20 protein-coding genes and 1 pseudogene are annotated in these 22262 nt (G+C 71.6%); 4 read left to right on the forward strand and 17 right to left on the reverse strand.

Annotated features, from left to right (window positions below; all coding sequences use genetic code 11):
• Nucleotides 1-51 precede the first annotated feature (51 nt).
• Nucleotides 52-912, forward strand: coding sequence for an LLM class F420-dependent oxidoreductase (locus tag CLV30_RS11930; RefSeq protein ID WP_240723276.1), 861 nt, complete (start codon nt 52-54; stop codon nt 910-912).
• Between the two features lie 18 nt (nt 913-930).
• Here the strand turns inward: CLV30_RS11930 and CLV30_RS11935 are convergent, their stop codons facing one another.
• The 7 genes and pseudogenes from CLV30_RS11935 to CLV30_RS11965 form a co-directional block, all read right to left on the reverse strand.
• Nucleotides 931-1452, reverse strand: coding sequence for a beta-class carbonic anhydrase (locus tag CLV30_RS11935; RefSeq protein ID WP_106537427.1), 522 nt, complete (start codon nt 1450-1452; stop codon nt 931-933).
• Between the two features lie 22 nt (nt 1453-1474).
• Nucleotides 1475-2398, reverse strand: a complete 924-nt coding sequence (locus tag CLV30_RS11940; RefSeq protein WP_106537428.1) for a ferredoxin family protein — start codon at nt 2396-2398, stop codon at nt 1475-1477.
• Nucleotides 2395-4206, reverse strand: coding sequence for an MFS transporter (locus tag CLV30_RS11945; protein ID WP_205740767.1), 1812 nt, complete (start codon nt 4204-4206; stop codon nt 2395-2397). The genes CLV30_RS11940 and CLV30_RS11945 overlap by 4 nt, the downstream gene beginning before the upstream one ends.
• Nucleotides 4190-4891 (reverse strand): LppX_LprAFG lipoprotein, encoded by a 702-nt coding sequence (locus CLV30_RS11950; RefSeq protein ID WP_106537429.1) that lies wholly within the window; start codon nt 4889-4891, stop codon nt 4190-4192. The genes CLV30_RS11945 and CLV30_RS11950 overlap by 17 nt, the downstream gene beginning before the upstream one ends.
• A gap of 44 nt (nt 4892-4935) precedes the next feature.
• Nucleotides 4936-7404, reverse strand: a complete 2469-nt coding sequence (locus tag CLV30_RS11955; RefSeq protein WP_106537512.1) for a DNA gyrase/topoisomerase IV subunit A — start codon at nt 7402-7404, stop codon at nt 4936-4938.
• Nucleotides 7405-7479: 75 nt separating this feature from the next.
• On the reverse strand, nt 7480-8604 hold the full coding sequence (locus CLV30_RS11960) for an alkene reductase (protein WP_106537430.1): 1125 nt from the start codon (nt 8602-8604) through the stop codon (nt 7480-7482).
• Between the two features lie 46 nt (nt 8605-8650).
• Nucleotides 8651-9189: pseudogene (locus CLV30_RS11965) on the reverse strand (cupin domain-containing protein).
• A 156-nt stretch (nt 9190-9345) separates the two neighbouring features.
• Here CLV30_RS11965 and CLV30_RS11970 point away from each other — a divergent pair.
• Nucleotides 9346-9975: a TetR/AcrR family transcriptional regulator gene (locus tag CLV30_RS11970; RefSeq protein WP_165358588.1), complete on the forward strand. Its 630-nt coding sequence runs from the start codon at nt 9346-9348 to the stop codon at nt 9973-9975.
• A 51-nt stretch (nt 9976-10026) separates the two neighbouring features.
• Nucleotides 10027-10407 (forward strand): VOC family protein, encoded by a 381-nt coding sequence (locus CLV30_RS11975; RefSeq protein ID WP_106537432.1) that lies wholly within the window; start codon nt 10027-10029, stop codon nt 10405-10407.
• A gap of 15 nt (nt 10408-10422) precedes the next feature.
• On the opposite strand, the gene CLV30_RS11980 is transcribed toward CLV30_RS11975, so the two are convergent.
• The 4 genes from CLV30_RS11980 to CLV30_RS11995 all read right to left on the reverse strand — a co-directional run bounded on the left by CLV30_RS11980 (nt 10423) and on the right by CLV30_RS11995 (nt 13757).
• A complete protein-coding gene (locus CLV30_RS11980) occupies nt 10423-11034 on the reverse strand; it encodes a hypothetical protein (RefSeq protein WP_106537433.1) in 612 nt (203 codons plus the stop codon).
• Nucleotides 11031-11621 (reverse strand): hypothetical protein, encoded by a 591-nt coding sequence (locus CLV30_RS11985; protein ID WP_106537434.1) that lies wholly within the window; start codon nt 11619-11621, stop codon nt 11031-11033. The genes CLV30_RS11980 and CLV30_RS11985 overlap by 4 nt, the downstream gene beginning before the upstream one ends.
• A 67-nt stretch (nt 11622-11688) precedes the next feature.
• Nucleotides 11689-13083, reverse strand: a complete 1395-nt coding sequence (locus CLV30_RS11990) for a sensor histidine kinase (RefSeq protein ID WP_106537435.1) — start codon at nt 13081-13083, stop codon at nt 11689-11691.
• Entirely contained in the window at nt 13080-13757 is a 678-nt protein-coding gene (locus tag CLV30_RS11995) for a response regulator transcription factor (RefSeq protein ID WP_106537436.1), read from the reverse strand. The genes CLV30_RS11990 and CLV30_RS11995 overlap by 4 nt, the downstream gene beginning before the upstream one ends.
• 133 nt (nt 13758-13890) lie before the next feature.
• On the opposite strand from CLV30_RS11995, the gene CLV30_RS12000 reads away from it, so the two are divergent.
• On the forward strand, nt 13891-15051 hold the full coding sequence (locus CLV30_RS12000; protein ID WP_165358589.1) for a LolA family protein: 1161 nt from the start codon (nt 13891-13893) through the stop codon (nt 15049-15051).
• A gap of 578 nt (nt 15052-15629) precedes the next feature.
• Here CLV30_RS12000 and CLV30_RS12005 read toward each other — a convergent pair.
• The 6 genes from CLV30_RS12005 to CLV30_RS12030 all read right to left on the reverse strand — a co-directional run bounded on the left by CLV30_RS12005 (nt 15630) and on the right by CLV30_RS12030 (nt 22234).
• The gene (locus CLV30_RS12005) at nt 15630-16580 is read right to left on the reverse strand and encodes a hypothetical protein (RefSeq protein ID WP_106537438.1); all 951 of its coding nucleotides are present in this window, start codon (nt 16578-16580) and stop codon (nt 15630-15632) included.
• Nucleotides 16581-16962: 382 nt separating this feature from the next.
• Nucleotides 16963-17961 (reverse strand): Gfo/Idh/MocA family protein, encoded by a 999-nt coding sequence (locus tag CLV30_RS12010; protein ID WP_106537439.1) that lies wholly within the window; start codon nt 17959-17961, stop codon nt 16963-16965.
• A complete protein-coding gene (locus CLV30_RS12015) occupies nt 17958-18998 on the reverse strand; it encodes a Gfo/Idh/MocA family protein (protein ID WP_106537440.1) in 1041 nt (346 codons plus the stop codon). Before CLV30_RS12015 ends, CLV30_RS12010 begins: the two co-directional genes overlap by 4 nt.
• A complete protein-coding gene (locus CLV30_RS12020; RefSeq protein WP_420841992.1) occupies nt 18995-19819 on the reverse strand; it encodes a carbohydrate ABC transporter permease in 825 nt (274 codons plus the stop codon). The genes CLV30_RS12015 and CLV30_RS12020 overlap by 4 nt, the downstream gene beginning before the upstream one ends.
• A 70-nt stretch (nt 19820-19889) precedes the next feature.
• Nucleotides 19890-20864, reverse strand: a complete 975-nt coding sequence (locus tag CLV30_RS12025; protein WP_106537442.1) for a carbohydrate ABC transporter permease — start codon at nt 20862-20864, stop codon at nt 19890-19892.
• Nucleotides 20865-20899: 35 nt separating this feature from the next.
• Complete coding sequence (locus CLV30_RS12030; protein WP_106537443.1) at nt 20900-22234, reverse strand: ABC transporter substrate-binding protein; 1335 nt, start codon at nt 22232-22234, stop codon at nt 20900-20902.
• Nucleotides 22235-22262 lie beyond the last annotated feature (28 nt).

Here is a 22262-nt window from a genome sequence, read left to right on the forward strand (position 1 = left end):
GGTATGGAATCTCCACCGCGGTCGGCTCGTTGGCCCGGCATGACGGTTGACGTGGGACACAGTGGTGTGTGGGTCGGGCCGGGGGGCTGGCCCGACGACGGTGCCGCCGGCGACGAGGCGGCCGCGGAACTGGAGGAGCTCGGCTACCGGACGGTGTGGTTCGGCGGGTCTCCCGGCGACCTCCGCCGTCCGGAGCGGACGCTGTCGGCGACGTCCCGGCTGGTGGCCGCCACCGGGATCGTGAACGTGTGGGGCGACGACCCGGCCGACGTGGCGGCCGCGTTCCACCGGGTGAACGACGCGTACCCCGACCGGTTGCTGCTGGGCGTCGGCGCCGGGCACGCCACCTTCGTCGAGCAGGCCGGCGGCACGTACCGGCGTCCGTACAGCAAGGTGGCCGAGTACCTGTACGGCCTCGACGCGGCCGTGCGCCCGGTCCCGGCGCCCGCGCGTGCGGTGGCCGCGCTCGGCCCGCGCACGGTGGCGCTGGCGGGCGAGCGCAGCGCGGGCGCGCATCCGTACCTGGTGAACCCGGAGCACACCGCGACGGCACGAGAGATCCTCGGCGCCGGACCGCTGCTGGCTCCGGAGCAGAAGGTGGTCCTCGAGACCGACCGCGACCGGGCACGCGCCATCGCGACGCCCGCCCTGGAGTTCTACCTCGGTCTGCGCAACTACGTGGCCAACCTCCGCCGGCTCGGCTTCACCGAGGACGACGTCTCCGGCGGCGGCAGCGAGCGCCTGTTCGAGGCGCTGATCGCCTGGGGAGACGAGGACTCCGTCGTCCGGCGCGTGCGCGAACATCGGGACGCCGGTGCCGACCACGTCTGCGTCCAGGTGCTGACGGGACGGACGGGCCCTGACAGCCTGCCACACGAACAGTGGCGGCGACTGGCGCCGGCGCTGACCTGAGCCACGCGGCGGGACGCGTCACACCAGGTGCTCGAGCCGGCCGGTGTCCACGTCGTAGCGGAACCCGCCCACCGGGACTCCGGCCGGCAGGAACGGCCACGACCGCACCCGCTGGACGTCGTCGCGCAGCGTCGCCTCCTGGTCGGCGACGAGCCGGAAGTCGAGGCTGCGCACGTCGATGCCGGACTGCGCCTCGATGGTCGAGACGACCTCCTCGCGGGTGGCGCTGGCCATCTTGCACTTCGTGTGGGCCACCACCATCACCCGGGTGACACCCAGCAGGTGGGTGGCGAGTGCGAGCGTGCGCAGTACGTCCGACGTCACGCGGGCCCCCGCGTTGCGCATGATCTTCGCGTCACCGGGCTTCAGGCCGAGCATGTCCAGCGGTTCGATCCGCGAGTCCATGCAGGTGACGACCGCGAGACCGCGTCCGGCGACCGGCTCGAGGCCGCGCAGGGCGAACGTGCGGGCGTAGTCGGCGTTGGCGGCCAGCACGTCGCTGAACTGATCCGGGCTCTGATCGGGCGATTGATCGGGCATGGGCGGGCAGTCCTTCACACGGTCATGGTTCGGTGGTGGTGACCTCCGCCCGGTACGACACCGGGCGGGCGGCGTCCTTGCCGCAGGACTCGGGGCGGGCCGGCTCGAGGGTCGTCGCGCGGACGCTGACGCTCCACCGGCCGCCACCACGATGGCTGACGGTCGCCTGCCACGTGGCCGAGTCCAGAGCGTCCACTCTATCGACGGCCAGATCGTCGAGGCCGGCCGCACCCGTCACCCGGCGGACCTCCGCCTCGGCGGCCTGTCCGGGGCGCGAGTAGGTGCTGCGGCCGCGGTACCCGTCAGGCAGCAGCCGGCCCGCGCGGGCGTGCGAGACGACACGCTCGGCCGTGCCGGCGTCGAGCCGCCCGTGCACGACGCCGTGGGGGAGCAGCGCGGTGGTGGGCGCGAACCGGTGCCCGCCCAGGTGGGTGGTCTCCCAGACCCGGCCGACGACCCGGTCGCGCAGCTGCTGGACGAGCTGGCGGCCCTTGGTCGCGCAGCACACGTCGCGTCGCCCGTTCGTGCAGACCAACAGCAACGGGTGGGACTCGGCGCGCAGGAACGGCAGATGTGCGAGGACGGACTCGTGGTCGCCCTCCTCGACCGCGCGCCAGGGCAGCGCGCCCAGCGCCGCGGGCTCCGCGGTCCACCCGCCGAGCAGCCGGGTCGCGCCCGGCCGGGTCCAGGCCAGCCACACCCGGTGCGACACCGGTCCGCCGGTGTCGGCGTGCCGGCGGGGCCTGCGGACCAGCGCGACCCGGCCGCCGTGCGCGCCGGCGGCATCGTCGAGCTGCGCACCGAGCTCGGGATCGAGGTGCGACTGGGTGAGCGCCTTCGCGCCCCAGGGCCCCGACTGCTCGAGCACCAGCCACCAGGCGGCCACCGGGGCGGTGGCCGCGACCGGTTCGGCCAGCGCGGCGCTGGCGTCCGAGCAGGCCGTCAACGGTTCTCCTGTCCCGCTGCGACGCGGCGGTGCAGCAGTAGGGCCGCGGCGGCCGCCGCGGCGGCGCACACCGCCGCGCCGGCGAAGGTGGCGTGCAGCTGCGCCAGCACCGCGTCGCGCAGGGCGTCGTCGTAGGCCGGGCACGCGGTGGGGGAGTCGGGGCACAGGACCGCCGGCGACTCGATGCCGGCCTGGGCGTCGTACAGACGGCGCAGGCCGATCGCGGTCAGCGCCGCCAGCCCGGCCAGCATGCCGATCATCCGCGCGACCACGACCAGCGCGCTGGCGACACCGTGCGTGGCACGCGGCGTCGCGGCGAGCAGCGCGGCGTTGACGGGGGCGATGGCGAGCCCGAAGCCGAGCCCGGTGACGGCGAGCACGACGTCGTCGCCGACGCCGTCCAGCGACCCGGCGCCCCAGGTCGTCATGGCGGTCAGGCCGGCAGCGGCCACCACCATGCCCGCACCGGCCACCAGTGAGGCGGGCAGGCGCCGCACGAGCCAGCCGCCCGCGACGGCGCCGACCGGCAGCGCCACCAGGAAACGCAACAGCACCAGCGCGGCGTCGAACTGGTCGGCCCCGTCCAGGACGGTACGCGCGAGCACCGGCACGTCCACCACCACGGCGACCAGCGCGGCGCCGACCAGAAGACTCACCACGAGCGCGCCCCAGGCCGGGCGGGCGCGGACGGCGCCGGCGGGCACCAGCGGTGCCCGGGAGTGCCGCTGCCGCCATCCGAACGCCGCGAACGCGACCGCCGAGCCGAGCAGCAGCCACGGCGCGGCCGGCGACACCAGCCGGACCGCCGGGTCGGCCGTCGCGAAGGTCACGACGATGCCGCCCAGAGCCGCGCCGAGCAGAACCGCACCGGGCACGTCGGCGGCGCGCACGACCACCGGCGCCCGCCGCAGGTCCAGCAGCGGCCGCCGGGCGGTGAGCTCGCGCACGACGAACGCGGCCGCCGACGCGGCGGCGGTGAGTGCCAGCGGCGTGCTCCACGCACTCTGCCCGGCGAGCGGGACGAGCAGCTCGCCCCACGCCACGCTGCGCTCCAGCGCCGCCGGCCGAGTCAGGGCGACGGCCGCTGACACGAGTGCCACCAGTGCCAGTGCGGCCCCGGCCACGTCCGGCCGGCCGTCCGGCGATCCGGCGCGTGGCCGGACGCCACCGCCGGCCGCGCTCGCGGCCGTGTGCCGGCGGGCGACCGTTCCGAGCAGCAGGAGCGTTCCGGCGACGCCGTTGATCCAGAAGATCGCGCGCCAGTCCGACAGCGCCAGCACGCCGGCGCCGAACAGCGGCCCGAGCACGGACCCCAGCTCCTGGACGGCGCCGACCAGGCCCAGCGGCACGCCGCGCCGTTCCGGGGGCCACAGATCGGCCACCAGCGCCAACGTCACCGGAACCAGGGCGCCTCCGCCTGCGCCCTGCAGGAACCGGCCGGTCACCGCCGCGGCGAGTCCGTCCGACGAGGCGGTGACCAGCGAGCCGGCCGTGAAGACGAGCAGCGCCGCCGTCAGTACCGGTAGCCGTCCCACCACGTCGGAGACGCGGCCCACCAGCGGCAGCACGACGACGTAGCCGAGCAGGAACATCGAGACCAGCGGGACGGCGCGCTGCAGCTCGTCCGCGTCCAGCCCGACGCCGACCATCATCTCCGGCAGCGCCAGCACGATGACGTACGTGTCGGCGGCCGCGAGCAGCACGCCGACACCGCACAGCACCAGGACCGAGGTTCCGGCGCGGGTTCTCGTCGGCTCGGCCGGCTCCTCGGCCGGGACCGGCGGGCGCTGCCTATCCGGTGGGCGCACTGATCTCGGCCGGAGCGTCGTAGTCGTCGAGCCGGACGGTGTAGGTCTGCTCGCCACCCGGGTAGAAGGCGCCGGTGAGCGTCGCCCGCCGCAGCCGTCCGGACTCGGGGTCGAGCGCCCAGGTGGCCTGGATCTCGGCGCCCGGGTCGGAGATGGCGAGGATGCGGTCGACGGTCTTGCCCGGCAGCACGGACTCGACCTGGTCGTACACGTCGCCGTCGACGCGGACCTGCCCGGCGGAGGTGACGTCGCTGCCCGCGGTGAGCAGACTGCTGACCCCCTGTTCGGGGTCGATCAGCGCGCCGGGGTCGCCGAAGTCGATGTCGTCGGCGGTGATCTCCTCGTACCCGTCGGTCAGCGGCAGCTGCGCCCACAGCCGTCCGTCGACCGACACCACCGGGATGGTGGCGGGAAGGGCGCCGGAGCGGATGCGGATCTCGCCGTCGAACGAGTCGGGCGGGACCGCCACCCCTTCGGCGGCGACGACGACCGTGCCGGAGTCCGGCAGGTCGGAGCCGTCCACGGTGAACCGGACGCTGCTGGCCTCGTCCAGGAGCTGACCGGCGGACTCGAGTGCGGCCGCGGGGTCGGCGACGCCGTCACCGCCGTCGCCACCGCAGGAGGTGAGCGCAAGGACGACGGCGGCGCCCACGGGCAGGAGTGCGCGACGGCCTCTCGCGTGCATGGGATGCAGTCTGCCAGTCGACGCCCCGCGGCCGTGCCCCGCTCTCAGCTGGTTCCCAGGTTCGGGCCGACCGCGGCGATCGGCTGCTCGGCCGGCTCGCCGGAGCCGTCCCGGCGGCCCGTCGGCTCGGGCAGGCCGACCGGGACACCGCTGCCCGCGGCCGCACGCGCCGGCGCCGGGCCCGCCCAGGCCATGATCAGCGTGTCCTCGCCCTTGAGGAACCGGTGGCAGCGCACGCCGCCGGTGGCGCGGCCCTTGGCGGGGTACTCGTCGTACGGCGTGACCTTGACGGCGCCGGACTGGGTTCCCGGAAGCGCGTCGGACGAGCCGGACACGGTGACGACGCTGCCCTGCCGCTCCGGGTCGGCGGCGCCGAAGAAGACGACCCGTGCCCCCGCGGAGAGCTTGATTCCCGCGACGCCGCCGCCGGAGCGGCCCTGCGGGCGCACCAGGCCGGCGGAGAACCGCAGCAGCTGCGCGTCGGAGCTGATGAACACCAGGTCCTCCTCGCCGGTGCGCAGCTCGACCGCCCCGACGAGCCGGTCGCCGTCGTCGAGCCGGACGACCTCCCAGCTGTCCTTGTTCGACGGGTGGTCGGCCACGACCCGCTTGACCACACCGCGCTCGGTGCCGACGGCCAGCCCGGCCGAGTCGGGGTCGAAGGTCGTCAGGCACAAGACCTGCTCGTCCTGCTCGAGGTCGACGAACTCCTTGACCGGTGCGCCACCGGCCAGCGTCAGCGTGGCCGACGGCGGCAGCGACGGCAGGTCGAGCACCGACAGCCGCAGCACCCGCCCGGAGCTGGTCACCACGCCGACGTATCCGCGTGCGGTGGTCGGTGCGGTGGAGACGACGACGTCGTGCTTGGAGCGCTTGCCCCCGCCGGAGTCGGGGTCGTCGCCGGGCGTGCCGTCGTCGGCGGTACGGGCGAGCAGGCCGGACGACGAGAGCAGCACCCGGCACGGGTCGTCAGCGATCTCGAGGGAGCCGGCCGCGGCCTTCGGTGCCGCCTGCCCGGAGTCCTCGAGCAGGACGGTCCGCCGCGGCGTGGCGTGTTTGGCGCCGACCTCGGCGAGCTCGGCCGAGACCGCTTCGCGCAGCAGCGCGTCGTCCTCGAGCAGCGCGGTGAGCTCGGCGATGGTGCGGCGCAGGTCCTCGCCCTCCTTCTCCAGCTCGAGCCGGTCGTAGCGGGTGAGCCGGCGCAGCGGCGTGTCGAGGATGTAGCGCGCCTGCACGTCGCTGAGGTCGAAGATCGTCATCAGCCGTTCACGGGCGGCCGACGAGTCGTCGGAGGAGCGGATCACCGCGATGACCTCGTCGATGTCGAGCAGCGCGACCAGCAGCCCGTCGACCAGGTGCAGACGGTCGGCGGCCTTCGTGCGGCGGAACTCGCTGCGGCGGCGCACCACGTCGAGGCGGTGCTCGATGAACACCTCGAGCAGTTCCTTCAGCCCGAGCGTGCGCGGCTGGCCGTCGACCAGTGCCACGTTGTTGATGTTGAACGAGTCCTCGAGCGGGGTGAGCTTGTACAGCTGCTCGAGCACGGCTTCCGGCACGAAGCCGCTCTTGAGCTCGATGACCAGGCGCATGCTGGTGTTGCGGTCGGTGTAGTCGACGACGTCGGCGACACCGGCGAGCTTCTTGCTCTTGACCAGGTCGACGATGCGCTCGCGGATGCGCTCGGGCCCGACCATGTACGGCAGTTCGGTGATGACGATGCCCTTGCGGCGCGCGGTGATGTTCTCGATGCGCGCCGTGGCTCGGGTCCGGAACGCCCCGCGGCCGGTCTCGTAGGCCTCGCGGATGCCGCTGAGCCCGGCGATGCGCCCGCCGCTGGGCAGGTCCGGCCCCGGGACGAAGCGCATCAGGTCGTCCAGGGTGGCCTCCGGGTGCGCCAGCAGGTACCGGGTCGCCTCGACGACCTCGCCCAGGTTGTGCGGCGCCATGTTCGTGGCCATGCCGACGGCGATCCCGCTGGAGCCGTTGACCAGCAGGTTCGGGAACGCAGCCGGCAACACCTCCGGCTGTTCGAACTGGCCGTCGTAGTTCGGGACCATGTCGACGACGTTCTCGTCGAGCGAGGTGGTGAGCAGCATGGCCGGCTCGGCCATCCGGCACTCGGTGTACCGGTAGGCCGCCGGGCCGGCGTCGAGTGAGCCGAAGTTGCCGTGCCCGTCGACCAGCGGCACCCGCATCGCCCACGGCTGGGCCATCCGGACGATGGTGTCGTAGATGGCGCCGTCGCCGTGCGGATGCAGCTTGCCCATGACGTCACCGACGACGCGTCCGCACTTCACGTGCGGGCGGTCCGGGCGCAGGCCCATCTCGTTCATCTGGAACAGGATCCGGCGCTGGACCGGTTTCAGCCCGTCCCGTGCGTCCGGGATGGCCCGGGAGTAGATGACGGAGTAGGCGTACTCGAGGAAGCTGCCGCGCATCTCCTCGGAGACGTCGACATCCAGGATGGTCTCCTCGATGTCCTCTGGGGGTGGTGTGCTCGTCCGGCGTGCCATGGACGCCATTGTGGCGTCACCGGCGCCGGAAGTGTCGCACCGACCCGCTGTCCGGACGGCCCGCCGGTGGACGGGTCAGCGGGTCAGCTGGTCCGCGGCCGTGTCCGCGAGGGTGGGGTAGTCGAGGTAGCCGCGTTCGTCGCCGCCGTAGAACGTGCTGCGGTCGGGCGTGTTCAGCGGCGCCCCGTGACGGAGACGCTCGACGAGGTCGGGATTGGCCAGCGCCTGGCTGCCGACGGTCACGACGTCGGCGAGGCCGGCCGCGACGTCGTGCGCCCGGGTGTCCAGCTCGGCTCCGCCGCGGTTGAGCACGAGCGCGTTCGGCCAGAGCCTGCGCAACCGGCCGATCAGTTCCAGGTCGTGCCCGGCGACGTGCAGATACGCCAGATCCAGCGACGACAGGGCGGAGACCAGCGCGGGGTACAGGTCGGCGACGTCGTGTTCGGCGATGTCGTTGAACGGGTTGCCCGGCGAGATCCGGATACCGGTGCGGCCGGGCCCGATCTCGTCGGCGACGGCGGCGGCCACCTCGACGGCGAGCCGGATGCGGTTCGGGACGGAGCCCCCGTAGCGGTCGGCGCGCAGGTTGGCATTGCCGGACAGGAACTGGTGCAGCAGATAGCCGTTCGCCGCGTGGATCTCGACACCGTCCGCTCCGGCGGCGACAGCGGCGCGTGCGGCGGCACGGAACTCGCCGACCACGCCGCGTACCTCGTCGGTCGACAGTGCGCGGGGCTCCGGGATCGGCAGCATGCCGTCGCTGGTGAACATCCGGGCGTCCGGTGCGATCGCGGACGGCGCGACCGGCTGCCGCCCGTGCGGCGTGTTCCGCGGGTGCGCGACCCGGCCGACGTGCATCAACTGGATGACGATGCGCCCGCCCGCGGCGTGCACCGCGTCGGTCACCGCCCGCCAGCCGGCGGCCTGCCCGTCGGTGTGGATTCCCGGGGTGAGCAGGTAGCCCTGTCCGTCCTCGGACGGCTGGGTTCCCTCGGTGACGATCAGTGACATGCCGGCGCGCTGTGCGTAGTAGCGGACGTTCATCGCGCTCGGGGTCCCGTCCGGGTGCGAGCGGTCACGCGTCATCGGCGCCATCGCGAGCCGGTGCGGCAGTTCGAGATCGCCGACGCGCACCGGCTGCCAGAGCGGGTCGAAGGCGGCCGGGTCGGTCGAGGTCGACGGTTGGGTGGTGACGGTCATGGGGTGGTTCCTCCTGAACGGTGTGCAGGGTGTCGTGCGTTAGTGGTCAGAGCAGCTCGGTGCGGTACCGGGGGGCCAGCTGTGCGGCTCGTCCCGGTTCGCCGCCTGCTCGGCTTCGGTGAGCTCCGGTGGCGCGGTCGCGGTCCGGTCGACACGAGGAGCGATCCGCAGGAAGAACTCCTCCTGTCCCGCCGGTGTGCACATGCACGTCATCCGTGCCGGCTCGCCGGAGACGTTGCGGAAGTGATGTGGCGCGTTGGCCGGGATGTTCACCGTCTCGCCGGCGCTGACGTCGACGTCCTCACCGCGGAAGGTGAACCGGATCCGTCCGTGCAGGACCGTGAACATCTCCTCGAAGTCGTGCCGGTGCGGGGGAGGGCCGCCGCCCGGCGGTACGCGCATGTCGATCAGGCAGTACCGGCCGTCGGTCTGCTCGCCCGACAGCAGGATCGTGTAGATGTCACCGGCCAGTGCGATGTGTCGCAGGTCGTCCGATTCCGGGCGCACCACGGCGAGTTCGCGTCGCGGATCGTCCGGCGGGAGCGGTGATTGATCCGAGGGTTCCGGGAACGTGGGGTCGGTCATGAGCACTCCTCTCTCCGACAGGTCTGTGGGGACGGCTGCGCGGAAGCTTGGAGAATCTAAGCGGAAGATTTCATCCGCTTTTTGATGCTAGCCTCCCCGCGGTTGGTACGTCAACGGCTGACGAGTGACGCGCGACACGTACGCGAAGGAGTGACCATGCCCGCTCAACGCAAGCCCCGTCGTGATGCCGAGGCGAATCGCCAGCGGCTGCTCGCCGCGGCCTCGTCGGCGATGCTGCGGGAGGGCCGCAATGTTCCACTCGCCGACATCGCCGCCGAGGCAGGCGTCGGCGTCGGCACCTTCTACCGCCGCTATCCGGACCGTGACGCGCTGATGCGCGACCTCGAGCACCGCGCGTACGGACTGCTCGACGGTATCCTCGGCGACATCGAGAGCCGAGGCGGCAGCGGCCTGGACGCGATCGAGGGGTACCTGGTCGGCGCGTGCGCGATCAGCGACCAGCTGTTCCTGCCGCTGCACGGAGCGCCGCCGCTGATGACCGAGGAGGCCGTGGCGGCACGTCGCTCGATCAACCGGCGGCTGGAGACCTTCATCGAGAGCGGACGCGGCGACGGCACCATCCGTGCGGCCGTCAACGCCACCGACATCATCACGTTCACCGCACTGATCACGCAGCCGTTGTCCTACGGCCCGGACTGGAATCACATGGCGCGGCGTCAGATCGCGGTGTTTCTGAACGGACTGGCCACCGACGGTCCGACCGGTATCCCGGGGCCGGCGGTCGGCGCCACCGACGTCGAGGAGGCCTTCCAGCGCCGCGTCTGAGCGCGCGGAAATCTGCTCGCGGCCGTCCAGGGCTGGTGTGACACTGTGCCGATGATGTCGATCATTCAGAACATCGCTGTGGACTGCGCGAACCCCTACCGGCTGGCCGAGTTCTGGAGCCGGGTACTCGACCGGCCGATCCATCCGGACAACGAACCGAGCGACGACGAGGTGGGCGTCCAGCTCGGCGACGGCAGGGAGCTGTTGTTCGTCGAGGTTCCCGAGCCGAAGTCCGGGAAGAACCGGCTGCACCTGTGCCTGCGGCCGCAGCAGCTGCGCGAGGACGAGGTGCAGCGGCTGACCACGATGGGCGCGACCCTGGTGGCCGACCACCGCAACGCGGACGGCACCGGGTGGGCGGTACTGGGAGATCCGGAGGGCAACGAGTTCTGCGTGCTGCGCAGCGAGGAGGAGCTCGCGCGGACGTCGTGACCGGCCGCTACGTCGTCAGTCCGTCGAGGTGAGGACGAGAGCGACGGCGACCGCGACACCCGGAACGGCGATCAGCAGGGTCTTCAGCAACGGCCGGCGCTCGAGCAGCGACACCGCGCGCGGGTGGGTCCTCGCGAGCTCCTTCCCGGTGCTGACGCCACGCAAGACCTGCGGCGTCAGCCCGAGCGCGCGGAGCAGCCGCCGGTGGTCGTCCTCGAGCCAATGGGTGCCGCTGAGCCTGGCGACGCGCCGGCCGTCGCCGTCCAGCACGAACAGGTGCGGAAACGTCGGGCTCCGGGGGTGCGAACGCGGCATCGTCGCGGAGACGGCCGTCGTGACCGACCCCCGCGGCGTGCGGCGTCTGCGCAGCAGTCCGGTGGCGACGAGCTCGGTGGGCGTGACGACCACCGACGCGCGGCGGAAGTACAGCGACATCAGCCCGGAGCCGCCGGCGGCCAGCAGCAGTGCGAACAGGGTGCCGACGCCGCCACCACGGAGGAACAACACGACGGCGATCACGACGAGCATGGCCGTGGTGGCCCGGTAGGCCTGCAGGTAGCGCAGCATCGACGGCCGCAGGACCAGGTCGGCGCTGCGCTGCGGAGGGCCGGGCACTGCCGTGTTCATAGCGCGCCGACCCCCACCAGCACCGCCAGCAGCACGATCGTGGCGACGCCGATGCCGGCGCCGACGAGCATCATCCTGAACGGCTGCCGCTCGTCCCGCGACACGGTGCCCGGATACGCCTCGGCGAACTCACGCATGCCGAGCGGACGGTCGGGACTGGACACGGGCAGGCCGAGATGCTCGACCAGCCGGTCGACGTCGTCCGTCGCGTACCGATGGCCGCTGATCCGCAGCACCCCCTGCCCGTCGCCGTCCAGCACGAACACGGTGTCGACGATCGGTCCGCGCCCCGGGATCAGGACGGTACGCACGACCGACGCGGCTCGAGTGCGTGACACGTTGCGGCGACGCAACGGCCCGACGACGGCGATCTCGTCCGCGGTGACGACGATGCGCGAGCGGCTCGAAGCCGCGGCCAGCAGGGCCAGCCCCGCGGCCACGGCGGCCGCGGTCACGAGCGCGGCGGTGGCACCGTACACGGCGGCGAGGGCGACGAAGACGGCACCCAGCACCGTGGCGAGAATCAAGATCTCGCGTTGTTTGGACGGCGCGGGCCGGAGCACGAGGTCGCCGTGAGTGACCGCCATGCGGCCCGACCCTAGCGGCGACACGCACACCGGCGTGCTCCGGGGGACCGCCGGGATGCGATCACGGTCACACGCTCGGCCCGGGGCCGCCGCCGTACGGCTCGGTGGAGTCGGCCGCGGGGAGCCGCACGACGAACCGAGCGCCGGGAGCGGCGTCGTCGACGGTCAGGGTGCCGCCGTGTGCGTGGACGATCTCCCTGGCGATGGCCAGGCCCAGGCCGGTGCCGCCGGCGTCCCGGCCGCGTGCGTCGTCCAGGCGGGTGAACCGTTCGAAGATCCGTTCGCGGTCGGCCTCCGGCACCCCGGGGCCGTCGTCGGCGACAGCGACCGTCACGGTGCCGGTCTCCGCCCGCACGGTGACGGTGACCTGCTGCCTTGCGTGCCGGACCGCGTTGTCGACGAGGTTGCGGAGCACTCGGCGCAGCGAGTCGCGGTGGGCCGTCGTCCGGGCCGGCTCGGGCGCGTCGACGACGAGGCCGGCCCGGGGCTCGGGGATCGCGCCCACGACGTCGTCCACCAGCTCGTGCAGATCGACGACCTCGGCCTGGCGGACCGGACGCGGGTCGTCCAGGTGAGCCAGTACCAGCAGGTCGTCGACGAGCCTGGCCATGCGGGTGACCTCCGCGAGGGCGTCCTGCGCGGTCTCGCTCGGGTCGGCAGCCTCCGGGTGGTGCAGCGCGACCTCGAGCTCGGTCTGCAGGGCGGTGATCGGGCTGCGCAACTCGTGCGCGGCGTCGGCGACGAAGGCACGCTGCCGTTCCGAGGCGGCGTCGAGCCGGCCCAGCATGTCGTTGAGCGTCACGGCGAGCCGGGTCAGTTCGTCGTCGCCGGAGGGGACCGGGAGCCGCTGCTCACCGCCGCCGCCGGTGATGATGTCCGCCCCGGCGCGGAGCTCGTCCACCGGACGCAGCGCACGCCCGATGACCACCCAGCTCAGCAGTCCCAGTGCGGCCGTCAGGCCGGCGCCGCCGCCGACGACGCCGATGGCGGCGAACTGCACGCTGCGCTGGTGTTCGGTCAGCGGCACCGCGACGACGACGGTCTGCGGGTCTCCGGGCGGGCCGGCGGGCTCGCCGACGACCCGCAACTGCCCGGGCATGCCGAGCCGGCCGCCGTCCAGGTTCACCGCCTCGCCGGCGCGCAACGCGTCCAGATCGTCCTCGGTGACGATCGGGGTGAGCCGGTCGCCCCCCGGCGTGGACGCACGCACGCGGCCCTGGGCGTCGACGACCTGTGCGACCGCGGCGCCGAAGCTGGGCAGCGGATTGGTGACCTGGTCGGACTCCACCAGCGCGGCGATGTCGCGGCCGTGACCGTGCGCGGTGTCGTCGAGCGCACCCAACAGCGCCCGTTCCAGCGCGACCACCATGAGCACACCGGCGACCGCCAGGCCGGCGGCGGCGACGACCGTGGTGGCGAGCGTGACCCGGGCACGTAGCCCGAGGCGGCGAAGCAGCCTCATCCGCCGTCGCCGGCCAGCCGGTATCCGGAACCACGGACCGTCTGGACCGCGTTCCGGCCGAACGGTGTGTCGATCTTGCGGCGCAGGTAACCCACGTACACCTCGACGACGTTGGGGTCGCCATCGTAGTGCGCGTCCCACACGTGCTCGAGGATGTCGCGCTTGGACACCACCTCGTCGTTGTGCCGCATCAGGTACTCGAGGACGCCGAACTCGCGGGCCGTCAGCGTCACCGGAACGTCACCACGGCGCACCGTCCGCGCGCCCGGGTCGAGCTCGAGGTCGCCCGCCGTCAGCACGGACGGTCGTGCCGGAGCACCACGGCGCATCAGTGCCCGCAGCCGCGCCACCAGGACGACGTACGAAAACGGCTTGGTCAGGTAGTCGTCGGCGCCGACGTCGAGCCCGTCGGCCTGGTCGTACTCGCCGTCCTTGGCCGACAGCATGAGGATCGGCACCCAGTTGTCCTCGTCGCGCAGCGTCCGGCACACCATGTAGCCCGACAGCGACGGCAGCATGATGTCGAGAACGACGACGTCGTAGTCGTTCTCGCGGGCCAGGTGCAACCCGTCGAGACCGTCGGCGGCCAGCTCGACGGCGAACCCCTCGGCGGACAGGCCGCGCTTCAGCGCGCGGGCCAGCCCGCGCTCGTCCTCGACCACCAGTACGCGCATGCCCCAAGCTTGCCTCGTGTCCGTGACCGGCGCCGAGACTTCTCAGCGTCTTCACAGGCCGCCCGTCGCAGAGTGGGTGCCATCGAGCCGAACCGTGGCTCGAACGACGTACACGATCGTCAGGAGAACGACCATGCAAACCTCCATTCTCCGCCGCCCGGTGGTCAAATGGGCGCTGCCGTCAGGCGTGGCCGCCGTGGCGGTGGCGGCCGCCGCGGTCGGACCGGTGATCGCCGGCGCCGATTCCGAACTCCCAGAGCGTTCCGCCACGGAGCTGCTGGTCGAGCTGGCCGGGGCACGCGACGTGGCGTTCTCCGGCACCGTGGTCCAGTCGGCCGACCTGGGCCTGCCGGAGATCCCCGGTACGGGCGCGGCGGACGCCGGCTCCGCGTCCACCACGGCGCTGTCGTTGCTGACAGGGTCCACGTCCGCGCGCATCTGGTACTCCGACACCGAGAACTTCCGGGTGGCGCTGCAGGACGAGCTCGCCGAGACCGACTTCATCCGGAACGGCCAGGACGTCTGGTTCTGGAACAGCCAGCACGAGTCGGCGACGCACACCACCGTGTCCACCAAGGACTCCGAGCAGAAGATGACGCTGCCCGAGAACGCGCCCATGGGCACCCCGGGTGCGGCGGCGGCCATGGCGCTGCAGGCCATCGCGCCGACGACGGACGTGGCCGTGGACGGGACCGCCACGGTCGCCGGCCGCGACGCCTACGAACTGGTCGTCAGCCCGAAGGACGACAAGTCGCTGATCGGGTCGATCCGCCTCGCCGTCGACGGAGAGCACGGGCTTCCGCTGCGGGTGCGCATCCTCAGCAGCGAGGGCGGCGACCCCGTCTTCGAGATGGGCTTCACGTCCGTGACGTTCGGCGAGCCCGACGAGTCGGTGTACGACTTCAACCCGCCCGCCGGGACGGAGGTCGAAGAGGTCGACCCGCAGGAGCTGAAGCGGCAGTCGCCGCACGGCCCGAACGGGCACGGGAACGCGAACGCCGAGGACGTGCCCGCCCCGAGCGACGTGAGCGTCGTCGGCAGCGGATGGACCTCGGTGGCCGTGGTGCGCGACGTGCGCCTGGAGGACCTCACGAAATCGATGGACGGCAAGGCCCCGACGGTCGACGCGCTCCTCGGTGAGTTCGAGAAGGTGTCCGGGCCGTACGGGACCGGGCGCGCCATGAGCAACGACATCGTCTCGGCGCTGCTGCTCGACGACGGGCGGCTGCTGGTCGGCGCGGTGCCGCTCGAGGTGCTCGAGGACGCGGCCATGGATCCGCAGGCGGCCGCGTAGTAGGGGGCGCGGCCGGCCGCGATCCGGAGCGGCCGCGGGAGAACCGCGAGGTGCGGGTGGACGCCGACAGGTGTCCACCCGCACCTCGTTCGTGTCCTGGACTCGCACCGCGCCCCGTGCCCGCACGGTGCGGCGGTGGTGTCGGAATAGCGACAGCTACCTCACACCGTTCTGCCGGAGCGACACTGTCCTCACACCGTGCGTGTCCGGTGTGCGCGGGCCCTTCTCGCATTGATCATGGCCGTTCCCGCCCGTTCCCGATGATCGTGTTCGCTCGCGGACGCACAGCGAGCGGTGACGGTCATGCGGATCCGGCGACACGACCGAACCCGGACGGTCGAGGCGGGGGTCGTGTGTGAGCGGAAGCCGTCGTGTCTGGGTGACCAGCGTCAACTCGGGTCCTTCGTGGCGGCGATCATGAGACAACAACGGCGTGGGCGCGCACGGGTGAGCGCATGGGCCGCAGGGATCTCCGTGAACGTGATTCGCGGGCGGCGGGTGCAGGCCGGAGCCTTGCACCCACCGCCCGCGAAGCGGTGTCACCGGTGTGTCACGAGTGTGTCACCGGTGTGCGGTGATCAGCGGAACGCGTGCCCCGCGTCCTCGGCGGCGTCGGAGCCCGCGTCGGAGCGAGCCTCGATGTCCGCCTTGACCTCGGCCTTGCGTTCCTCGGCCGGGCCCATGGTGCGGCGCTGGCTCATGGTGCTGATCGCGGATTCGGCGCCGCAGTCCTCGGTGCCGCGGACCCGGTTGTTCTCCGCGACCGGCGCCGGGTCGTTGCCCGAGCAGGTCAGGTCGCCACGGACGACGTTGCCGGAGACGTACGACTCGGCGGTGTTGTCGGTGATGCTGAGGTTGCCGCCGAACACGTTGAAGCCGCAGCCCGACAGCGGAGCCGTCGCGCCGACCTGCAGGATGTCGCCGTTGCCGCTGAACGACGCGTCGCCGTCCACCTCGGAGAGGCAGAAGACGCTGCCCTGCGAGGCACCGGAGACCGACACGTTGCGCTCGACGACCGTGTCGTAGACGTCGGTCAGCGCGTCGCCCTCGGTGGTGAGGTTCCGGCTGACCCAGCCGCTCTCGAGGAACGTCTCGCCGTTCGTCGACGAGATGTTCCTGCTGTGCGTCGAACCGACGCTGTAGAAGAAGCCGGAGTCGGTGGCGTTGACGTTCCCGCCGACCGAGGTGTCCTCCACGTAGGCGCCGTAGGCGGTGGCGAGCCGGACGTTGCCGGTCACCTCCGAACCGATGACGTCGGCGAACCCGTTGTCACGGACACGGACTGTGCCGTTCACCGTGGCGTTGTCGAGCAGCAGGTCGGCGTCGGCGCGGACGATCGCGTTGCCGTCGATGGTGACGTTGGTGAGCTCACACGAGTCGCCCGAGCGGACGACGAGGTCACCGGGTACGGAGACGTCCGAGGCGACGCCGTCACAGAAGGTCGTGAGACCGGCCTGTGACGGAGCGGCGAACCCGAGTGCGACCAGCCCGGTGACCGCCGTGGTGACGGCGATGTTGCGGTAGCGCATGTGCGCTCCTCTCTGCGGATGAGGTGCGTGGATGACGCTTCTTCGCGCGCATCGCCCGAGGGCTCGCCGTTGGTTCCGAGCCTGTGGGCGGCGGCACGAAGTTTTCTCGGATCAGCACGGCTGCGACCTGGCGTGCTGATCGAATGCGAACGTGTCGACCCCCCTTACTCCCTGCTCGGAGATGCGTACGACGTGAACTCTTTCCGGGTTGTGACGATCATGTCAAGGTTTGGCCCGTATTTCGGGTGAGATGTCGCTCCGAGTTCGCCTTCGGGACACGGACACCGACGTGTGCAGTCTGCCGTGCCCGTCGCCGACTGGCCATGGCGGCGCGCGGAGCCTGTGGAAAACCGCCTCGGCGGACGGCCGGGCGACGCCGCGCTCAAGGGCGCAGCGACGAGCGCACGGGCTCGTTGCCGGCCGCCGAGCGGTACGCCGCGAGGGCCACCAGGGTGGCGGCCAGGCCGTCCGCACCGGTCACGGAGGGCGTACGGCCGGTGCGGACCACATCGACGAACTCGTCGATCATCCCCTGGTTGGCATCCGACCCCCACATCGGCCACGCCAACGGCCCCTGTGATCCGCCGTGGACCGTCAGGTGCTGGCCGAAGGCGTCGACGCCGATCGTGCCGTTCTCGCCGACGAGCTCCAGCGTGAGCCCGCCCCACGTGGGGTAGTCGTCGGGCCTGCTCCAGCTGGAGTCGATGGTCGCGAACACGCCGTCGGGATACGTGAGCATCACCAGCCCGCCGGTCTCGACGTTCACGGCGTCGCGGTGCAGGACGCGGTTGGTCGCCGCGTACACCTCGACCGGGTCGTGGCCCAGGTACCAGCGCAGCACGTCGGCGAGGTGGACGGTGTGGTCCATGACGGCGCCGCCCCCGGCCAGCACCGGGTCGGCGAACCAGGCGCCGTGCCTGATCGGCAGGACGCTCTGGTTCGTGCCCGAACACGCGTACACGTGCCCCAGCGCGCCGTCGGCGAGCAGACCGGCGGTCTCCCGCAACGGCGGGCTGAACCGCATCGGGAACGCCGTCATGAGCGGCACACCGGCCTCAGCGCAGACGGCGACGATCGCGCGCGCGTCGTCCTCGTTCGTGGCCAGCGGTTTCTCGCAGAGCACCGCGACACCTGCCGCCGCGGCCCGCTCCACGAGGCTGCGGTGGTGCACGGTCTCGGAGCAGACGACGACGGCGTCGACACCATCGTCCAGCAGCTGTTCCGGCGAGGCACGCCACGGGACGTCGTGTGCCTGTGCCCACCGGGTGCCGCGCTCGGCGTCGTCGTCGGTGACACCGGCGACCTCGACCCCGGCGGCCCGGAAGTTGGCGACGTAGGCGTCGGCGTGCACGTGTGCGCTGGACAGGAATCCGACTCTCATTCCATGACCTCCGTGCCCTCGGTGACCTCCGTGGCCTCCACGTCGGCGGGACGGCCGGTGGAGATCGACTGCCCGACCGCCGCCGCGATGCTCACCGCGGCGAGCGCGTCCTCGGCGGTGACCACCGGCTCGGCCGCACCACGCAGGACGTCGAGGAAGTGCCGTAGCTGGACCGTGTGCGGGGGCTCGGCGAGCGGGCTGGACGGCAGCGGCATCTGCGCGGACGGCGAGTTCGTGCGGACGTTCGGGCGCACCGGTGCGCTGCGGTCGGAGTCGAGCTCGAGGACGCCGCCGGTGCCGGCGATCTCGGCCCGGGTGCGGAACGTGGGCGGCGGGTGGGCCCACGACCCGTCGACGTGGCTGATGGCGCCGGAGGCGTGGCGCAGGATGGCCAGGACGTGGTCGGGAACGGAGCCGGCGTCGGCCTCGGCCCGGGAGGCGCGCACGCTGCGCGCGTACACCCCGACCACCTCGCCGGCGACCCAGCGTGCGTAGTCGAAGTCGTGCACCATCAGGTCGAAGTGCAGGCCGCCCGAGCGTGCCTCGTCCACGTACCAGCTCCCCGGCTGCTGCGGCTGGAACGTCGAGCGGGCCAGCCGGACGACCGCGGGCTCACCGACCGCCCCGTCGTCGACCGCCGCCTTGGCCGCCGCGTACTCGGGGAAGAACCGCACGACGTGCGCCGGCAGCAGCGCGACGCCCGCCTGGCGGCACGTCGTGATCATGTCGGCCGCCGCGGCCGGCGTGCGGGCCAGCGGCTTCTCGCAGACCACCGAGCGCCCGGCGCGGGCCGCGCGCACCGTGATCTCGTGGTGCACGTCCGTGGGCACGCACACGTCGACGACGTCCACCCGGTCGAGCAGCTCGTCCAGGTCGTCGCACGCGTGCATGCCGTACTCGCGCGCCAGCGGATCCGGCGAACCACCCGGGCCGGAGAGCACCGCCGTGAGCTCGGCGTCCGGGCAGGCCGCCCAGCCCGCCGCGTGCACGGACCCCATGAAGCCCGTGCCGACGATTCCGATCCGTGTTCGGTTCATTTGATCGCTCCCGAGGTCAGACCGCGGATGAACTGCCGCGAGAAGATGATGAACAGGGCCATCATCGGCAGCGCCGCCAGCGTCAGCACCGCCAGCACGGCGTTCCAGTCGGTGACGAACTGCCCGAGGAACAGCTGCGCGCCGAGCGTCACCGTCCGTGCGCTCTCGCCCGGCGTGAGGATCAGCGGGAACCAGAGGTCGTTCCAGATCGGCAGCATGGTGTACACGCCGATGGCGGCGAGCCCCGGACGCACCAGGGGAGCAGCGATGCGATACACGCGGTACTCACTCGCGCCGTCGATCCGGGCGGCGTCCTTCAGATCGCCGGGCACCTGTTTGAAGAACATCGTCAGGACGAACACCGCCAGCGGCAGCCCCATCGCGGTGTACACGAGCACCAGCCCGAACAGCGAGTTCACCAACCCGATGCGGACCATCAGGTCCAGGATGCCCACCGTGCCGAGGCGGATGGGGATCATGATCCCCAGCGCCATGTACAGCGACAGGGCCGTGATGCCGGCGAACCGGTACTCGGCGAGCGCGAACGCGGCCATCGAGCCCAGCAGCAGCACCAGGAAGATCGTGCTCACGGTCACGATGAAGCTGTTGAGGAAGTAGAGCTCGAACTGCGCCCGTTCGAAAACAGTCTGGAACCCGCTGACGTCGAACGTGTCGGGCGTGGGGATCGCGAACGGCTCGTCGAAGATCGCCTGGCGGGATTTGAAGGCGTTCATGACGATCAGCGCGATCGGCCCGCACGCCACGACGACGTAGGTGAGCAGGATGACGTGCGGAACCGCGGTGCCCGCGCGCGCCCGCAGCGGACGGCGCGCCGTCGGCCCGACGGCGACACCGCGCGTAGGGGTGTTCACAGCGTTCACACTGGGCTCCTCACAGTTGGTAGCTCTCGACGCGCCGCTGCCAGCCGTAGAAGTACAGGAGGACGCCGGCCAGGATGAGCAGGAACATCATGGTGGCCACGGTGGCGCCCATGGTGCTGGAGCCTTCCTGCAGCTGGAACCCGAAGAACGTGCGGAAGAAGAACGTCCCCATGATGTCCGATGCGAAGTCGGGCCCTGCCAGAGCGCCCTTGACGGTGTAGATGAGGTCGAAGGCGTTCATGTTCGCCACGTAGGTCACCACGGAGACGACGCCGACGGTCGGCAGCAACAGCGGGAACTTGACCCGCCAGAAGGTCGACCATCCGCCGGCTCCGTCGACCCTGGCCGCCTCGGTGAGCTCGTCGGGGATGCTGATGAGCACGGCGTAGAACAGGATCATCGGAATGCCGATGTACTGCCAGACCGACATCAGCGCCAGTGTCACCAGCGCGGTGCTCGACTGTCCCAGCAGCGGTGTGTCGACGAAGCCCCATATCGGGCTGATGATGAGCTGCCAGATGAATCCGACGATGACCACGCTCAACGTCGTCGGGATGAACAACAACGCCTGGTAGGTGGCGCGGCCTTTGAGCGCGGGTCCGGCCAGCAGCGCCGCCAGCAACAGCCCGATCGGATTCTGCACGAAGAAGTGCACGGCGAAGAACACCAGGTTGTTCCACACCGCGTTCCAGAACGCGGAGGCGAGCAGGTCGTCGGTGAGCAGGTGGACGAAGTTGTCGAAACCGACGAACACCTGCCCGCCGTCGCTGGGGGCGAACATGCTCAACCGCAGCGAGTCCAGCAGCGGGTAGACCATGAACACGGTGTAGATCGCCGCGGCGGGCGCGATGAAGACGAGGAGGTGTGTCCGGAAACGCCGCCGGCGAGGCGGTGCGGCCGGAGGCGTGGCGACCGCGTCCGCGCCCGTGGCGACGGTCGTGGTGCCGACCTCGTCCGGCGGCACCGAGTCCCGGAGTCGGCTCATGTGTGCTCCTTTGCGGCGGGAAACGAACCGGCGCCCTATTTCTGCTGTGGCTCGTACCAGCGCTCCAGGCCCTTCTGCGCCTCGGCGGCCGCCTGCTGGGGCTCGATGGTGCCGTTGAGCACCTGTGCGCTGAGGTCCCACAGCTGGTTCTCGAGGTTCGGCTCGCCGCGCGAGAGGATCTGGTACGAGTTACGGATCGTCGACTCGCACTCGTCGCGCCAGCTCAGGAACTCCTTGGCCAGCGGGTCCTGTACCTCGACGTCGTGGTCGGACATCGGGAAGAACCCGGGCAGCTCGTTGGCGTACAGCTCCGCGAACTCCGCCGAGGTGGTCCATTCGAGGAAGGTCCGGGCCGCTTCCGGGTGCTCGGTGGCGGCGTTCATGCCGACGCCGATGTCGGTGTGGTCGCTGACGTAGCAGGTGTCCTGTCCCTCTGGCGGCGGGGGAGGGAACGCCCCCATCTCGAAGTCGGCCTGCTCGTTGAACAGCGCGATCTCCCACGAGCCGGTCGGGTAGATCGCCCCGCGACCCAGGGTGAACATGTTCTGCGCGTCGGGGTAGGTGATCGACTCGTAGCCGTCGGGCAGATACTCCGACCAGGAGGCGAGCTCGGCGAACGCGTCGACGTACTGTGGGTCGTCGAAGCTCTCGCTGCCCTCGATCAGCGCCTTCCGGCCGGTCTCGCCCTTCCAGTAGTTCGGGCCGATGTTCTGCAGGCCCATGGTCGCGGCCTCCCACTGGTCCGCGGTGCCCATCACCAGCGGCGCGTACTCACCGTTCTGGGCGATCGTGTCGAGTACCTCGTGGAACTGCTCCTCGGTCTCGGGAGGCTCGATGCCGAGCTCGTCGAAGATCGCCTTGTTGTAGAGGAAGCCGTGGATCACCGACGCCATCGGGACGCAGTAGGTCTCCGAGCCGTCGTCGGTGGACCACGCGGTGCGCGCGATGTCGTCGAACGCGTCCATGCCGGGCAGATCGGTCACCGGCGCGAGGTGACCCTCGTCGTAGAGCCGCAGTGACACGTCGAACGGCCGACACGTGATCAGGTCGCCCGCCGTGCCGCCGGACAGCTTCGCGTCGAGCGCGGCGTCGTACTCGTCCGGAGCCGTGGGCCGGAACTCCACCCGGATGTCGGGGTGCTGCTCGTGGAAGGCCGGCAGGATGACGTCCTCCCAGATCGCGAGGTCGTCGTTGCGCCAGCTCTCCATGAGCAACGTGACCTGGTCGCCGCTGCCGCCGTCCGAGCCGTCGGAGCCGTCGTCGCCGGCGTTGTCCGTGTTCTCCCGCGGATCGACGCTTTCGCCGCATGCGGCCAGTAGCAGTAGGGCGGCGCCCGTGATCGGGACCAGCCGGCGGAGTCGTTTGGACATGGTTTCTCCTGTAGTCGTCGATCCTCGT

The sequence above is a fragment of the Haloactinopolyspora alba genome (assembly GCF_003014555.1).
Classification (GTDB): domain Bacteria; phylum Actinomycetota; class Actinomycetes; order Jiangellales; family Jiangellaceae; genus Haloactinopolyspora; species Haloactinopolyspora alba.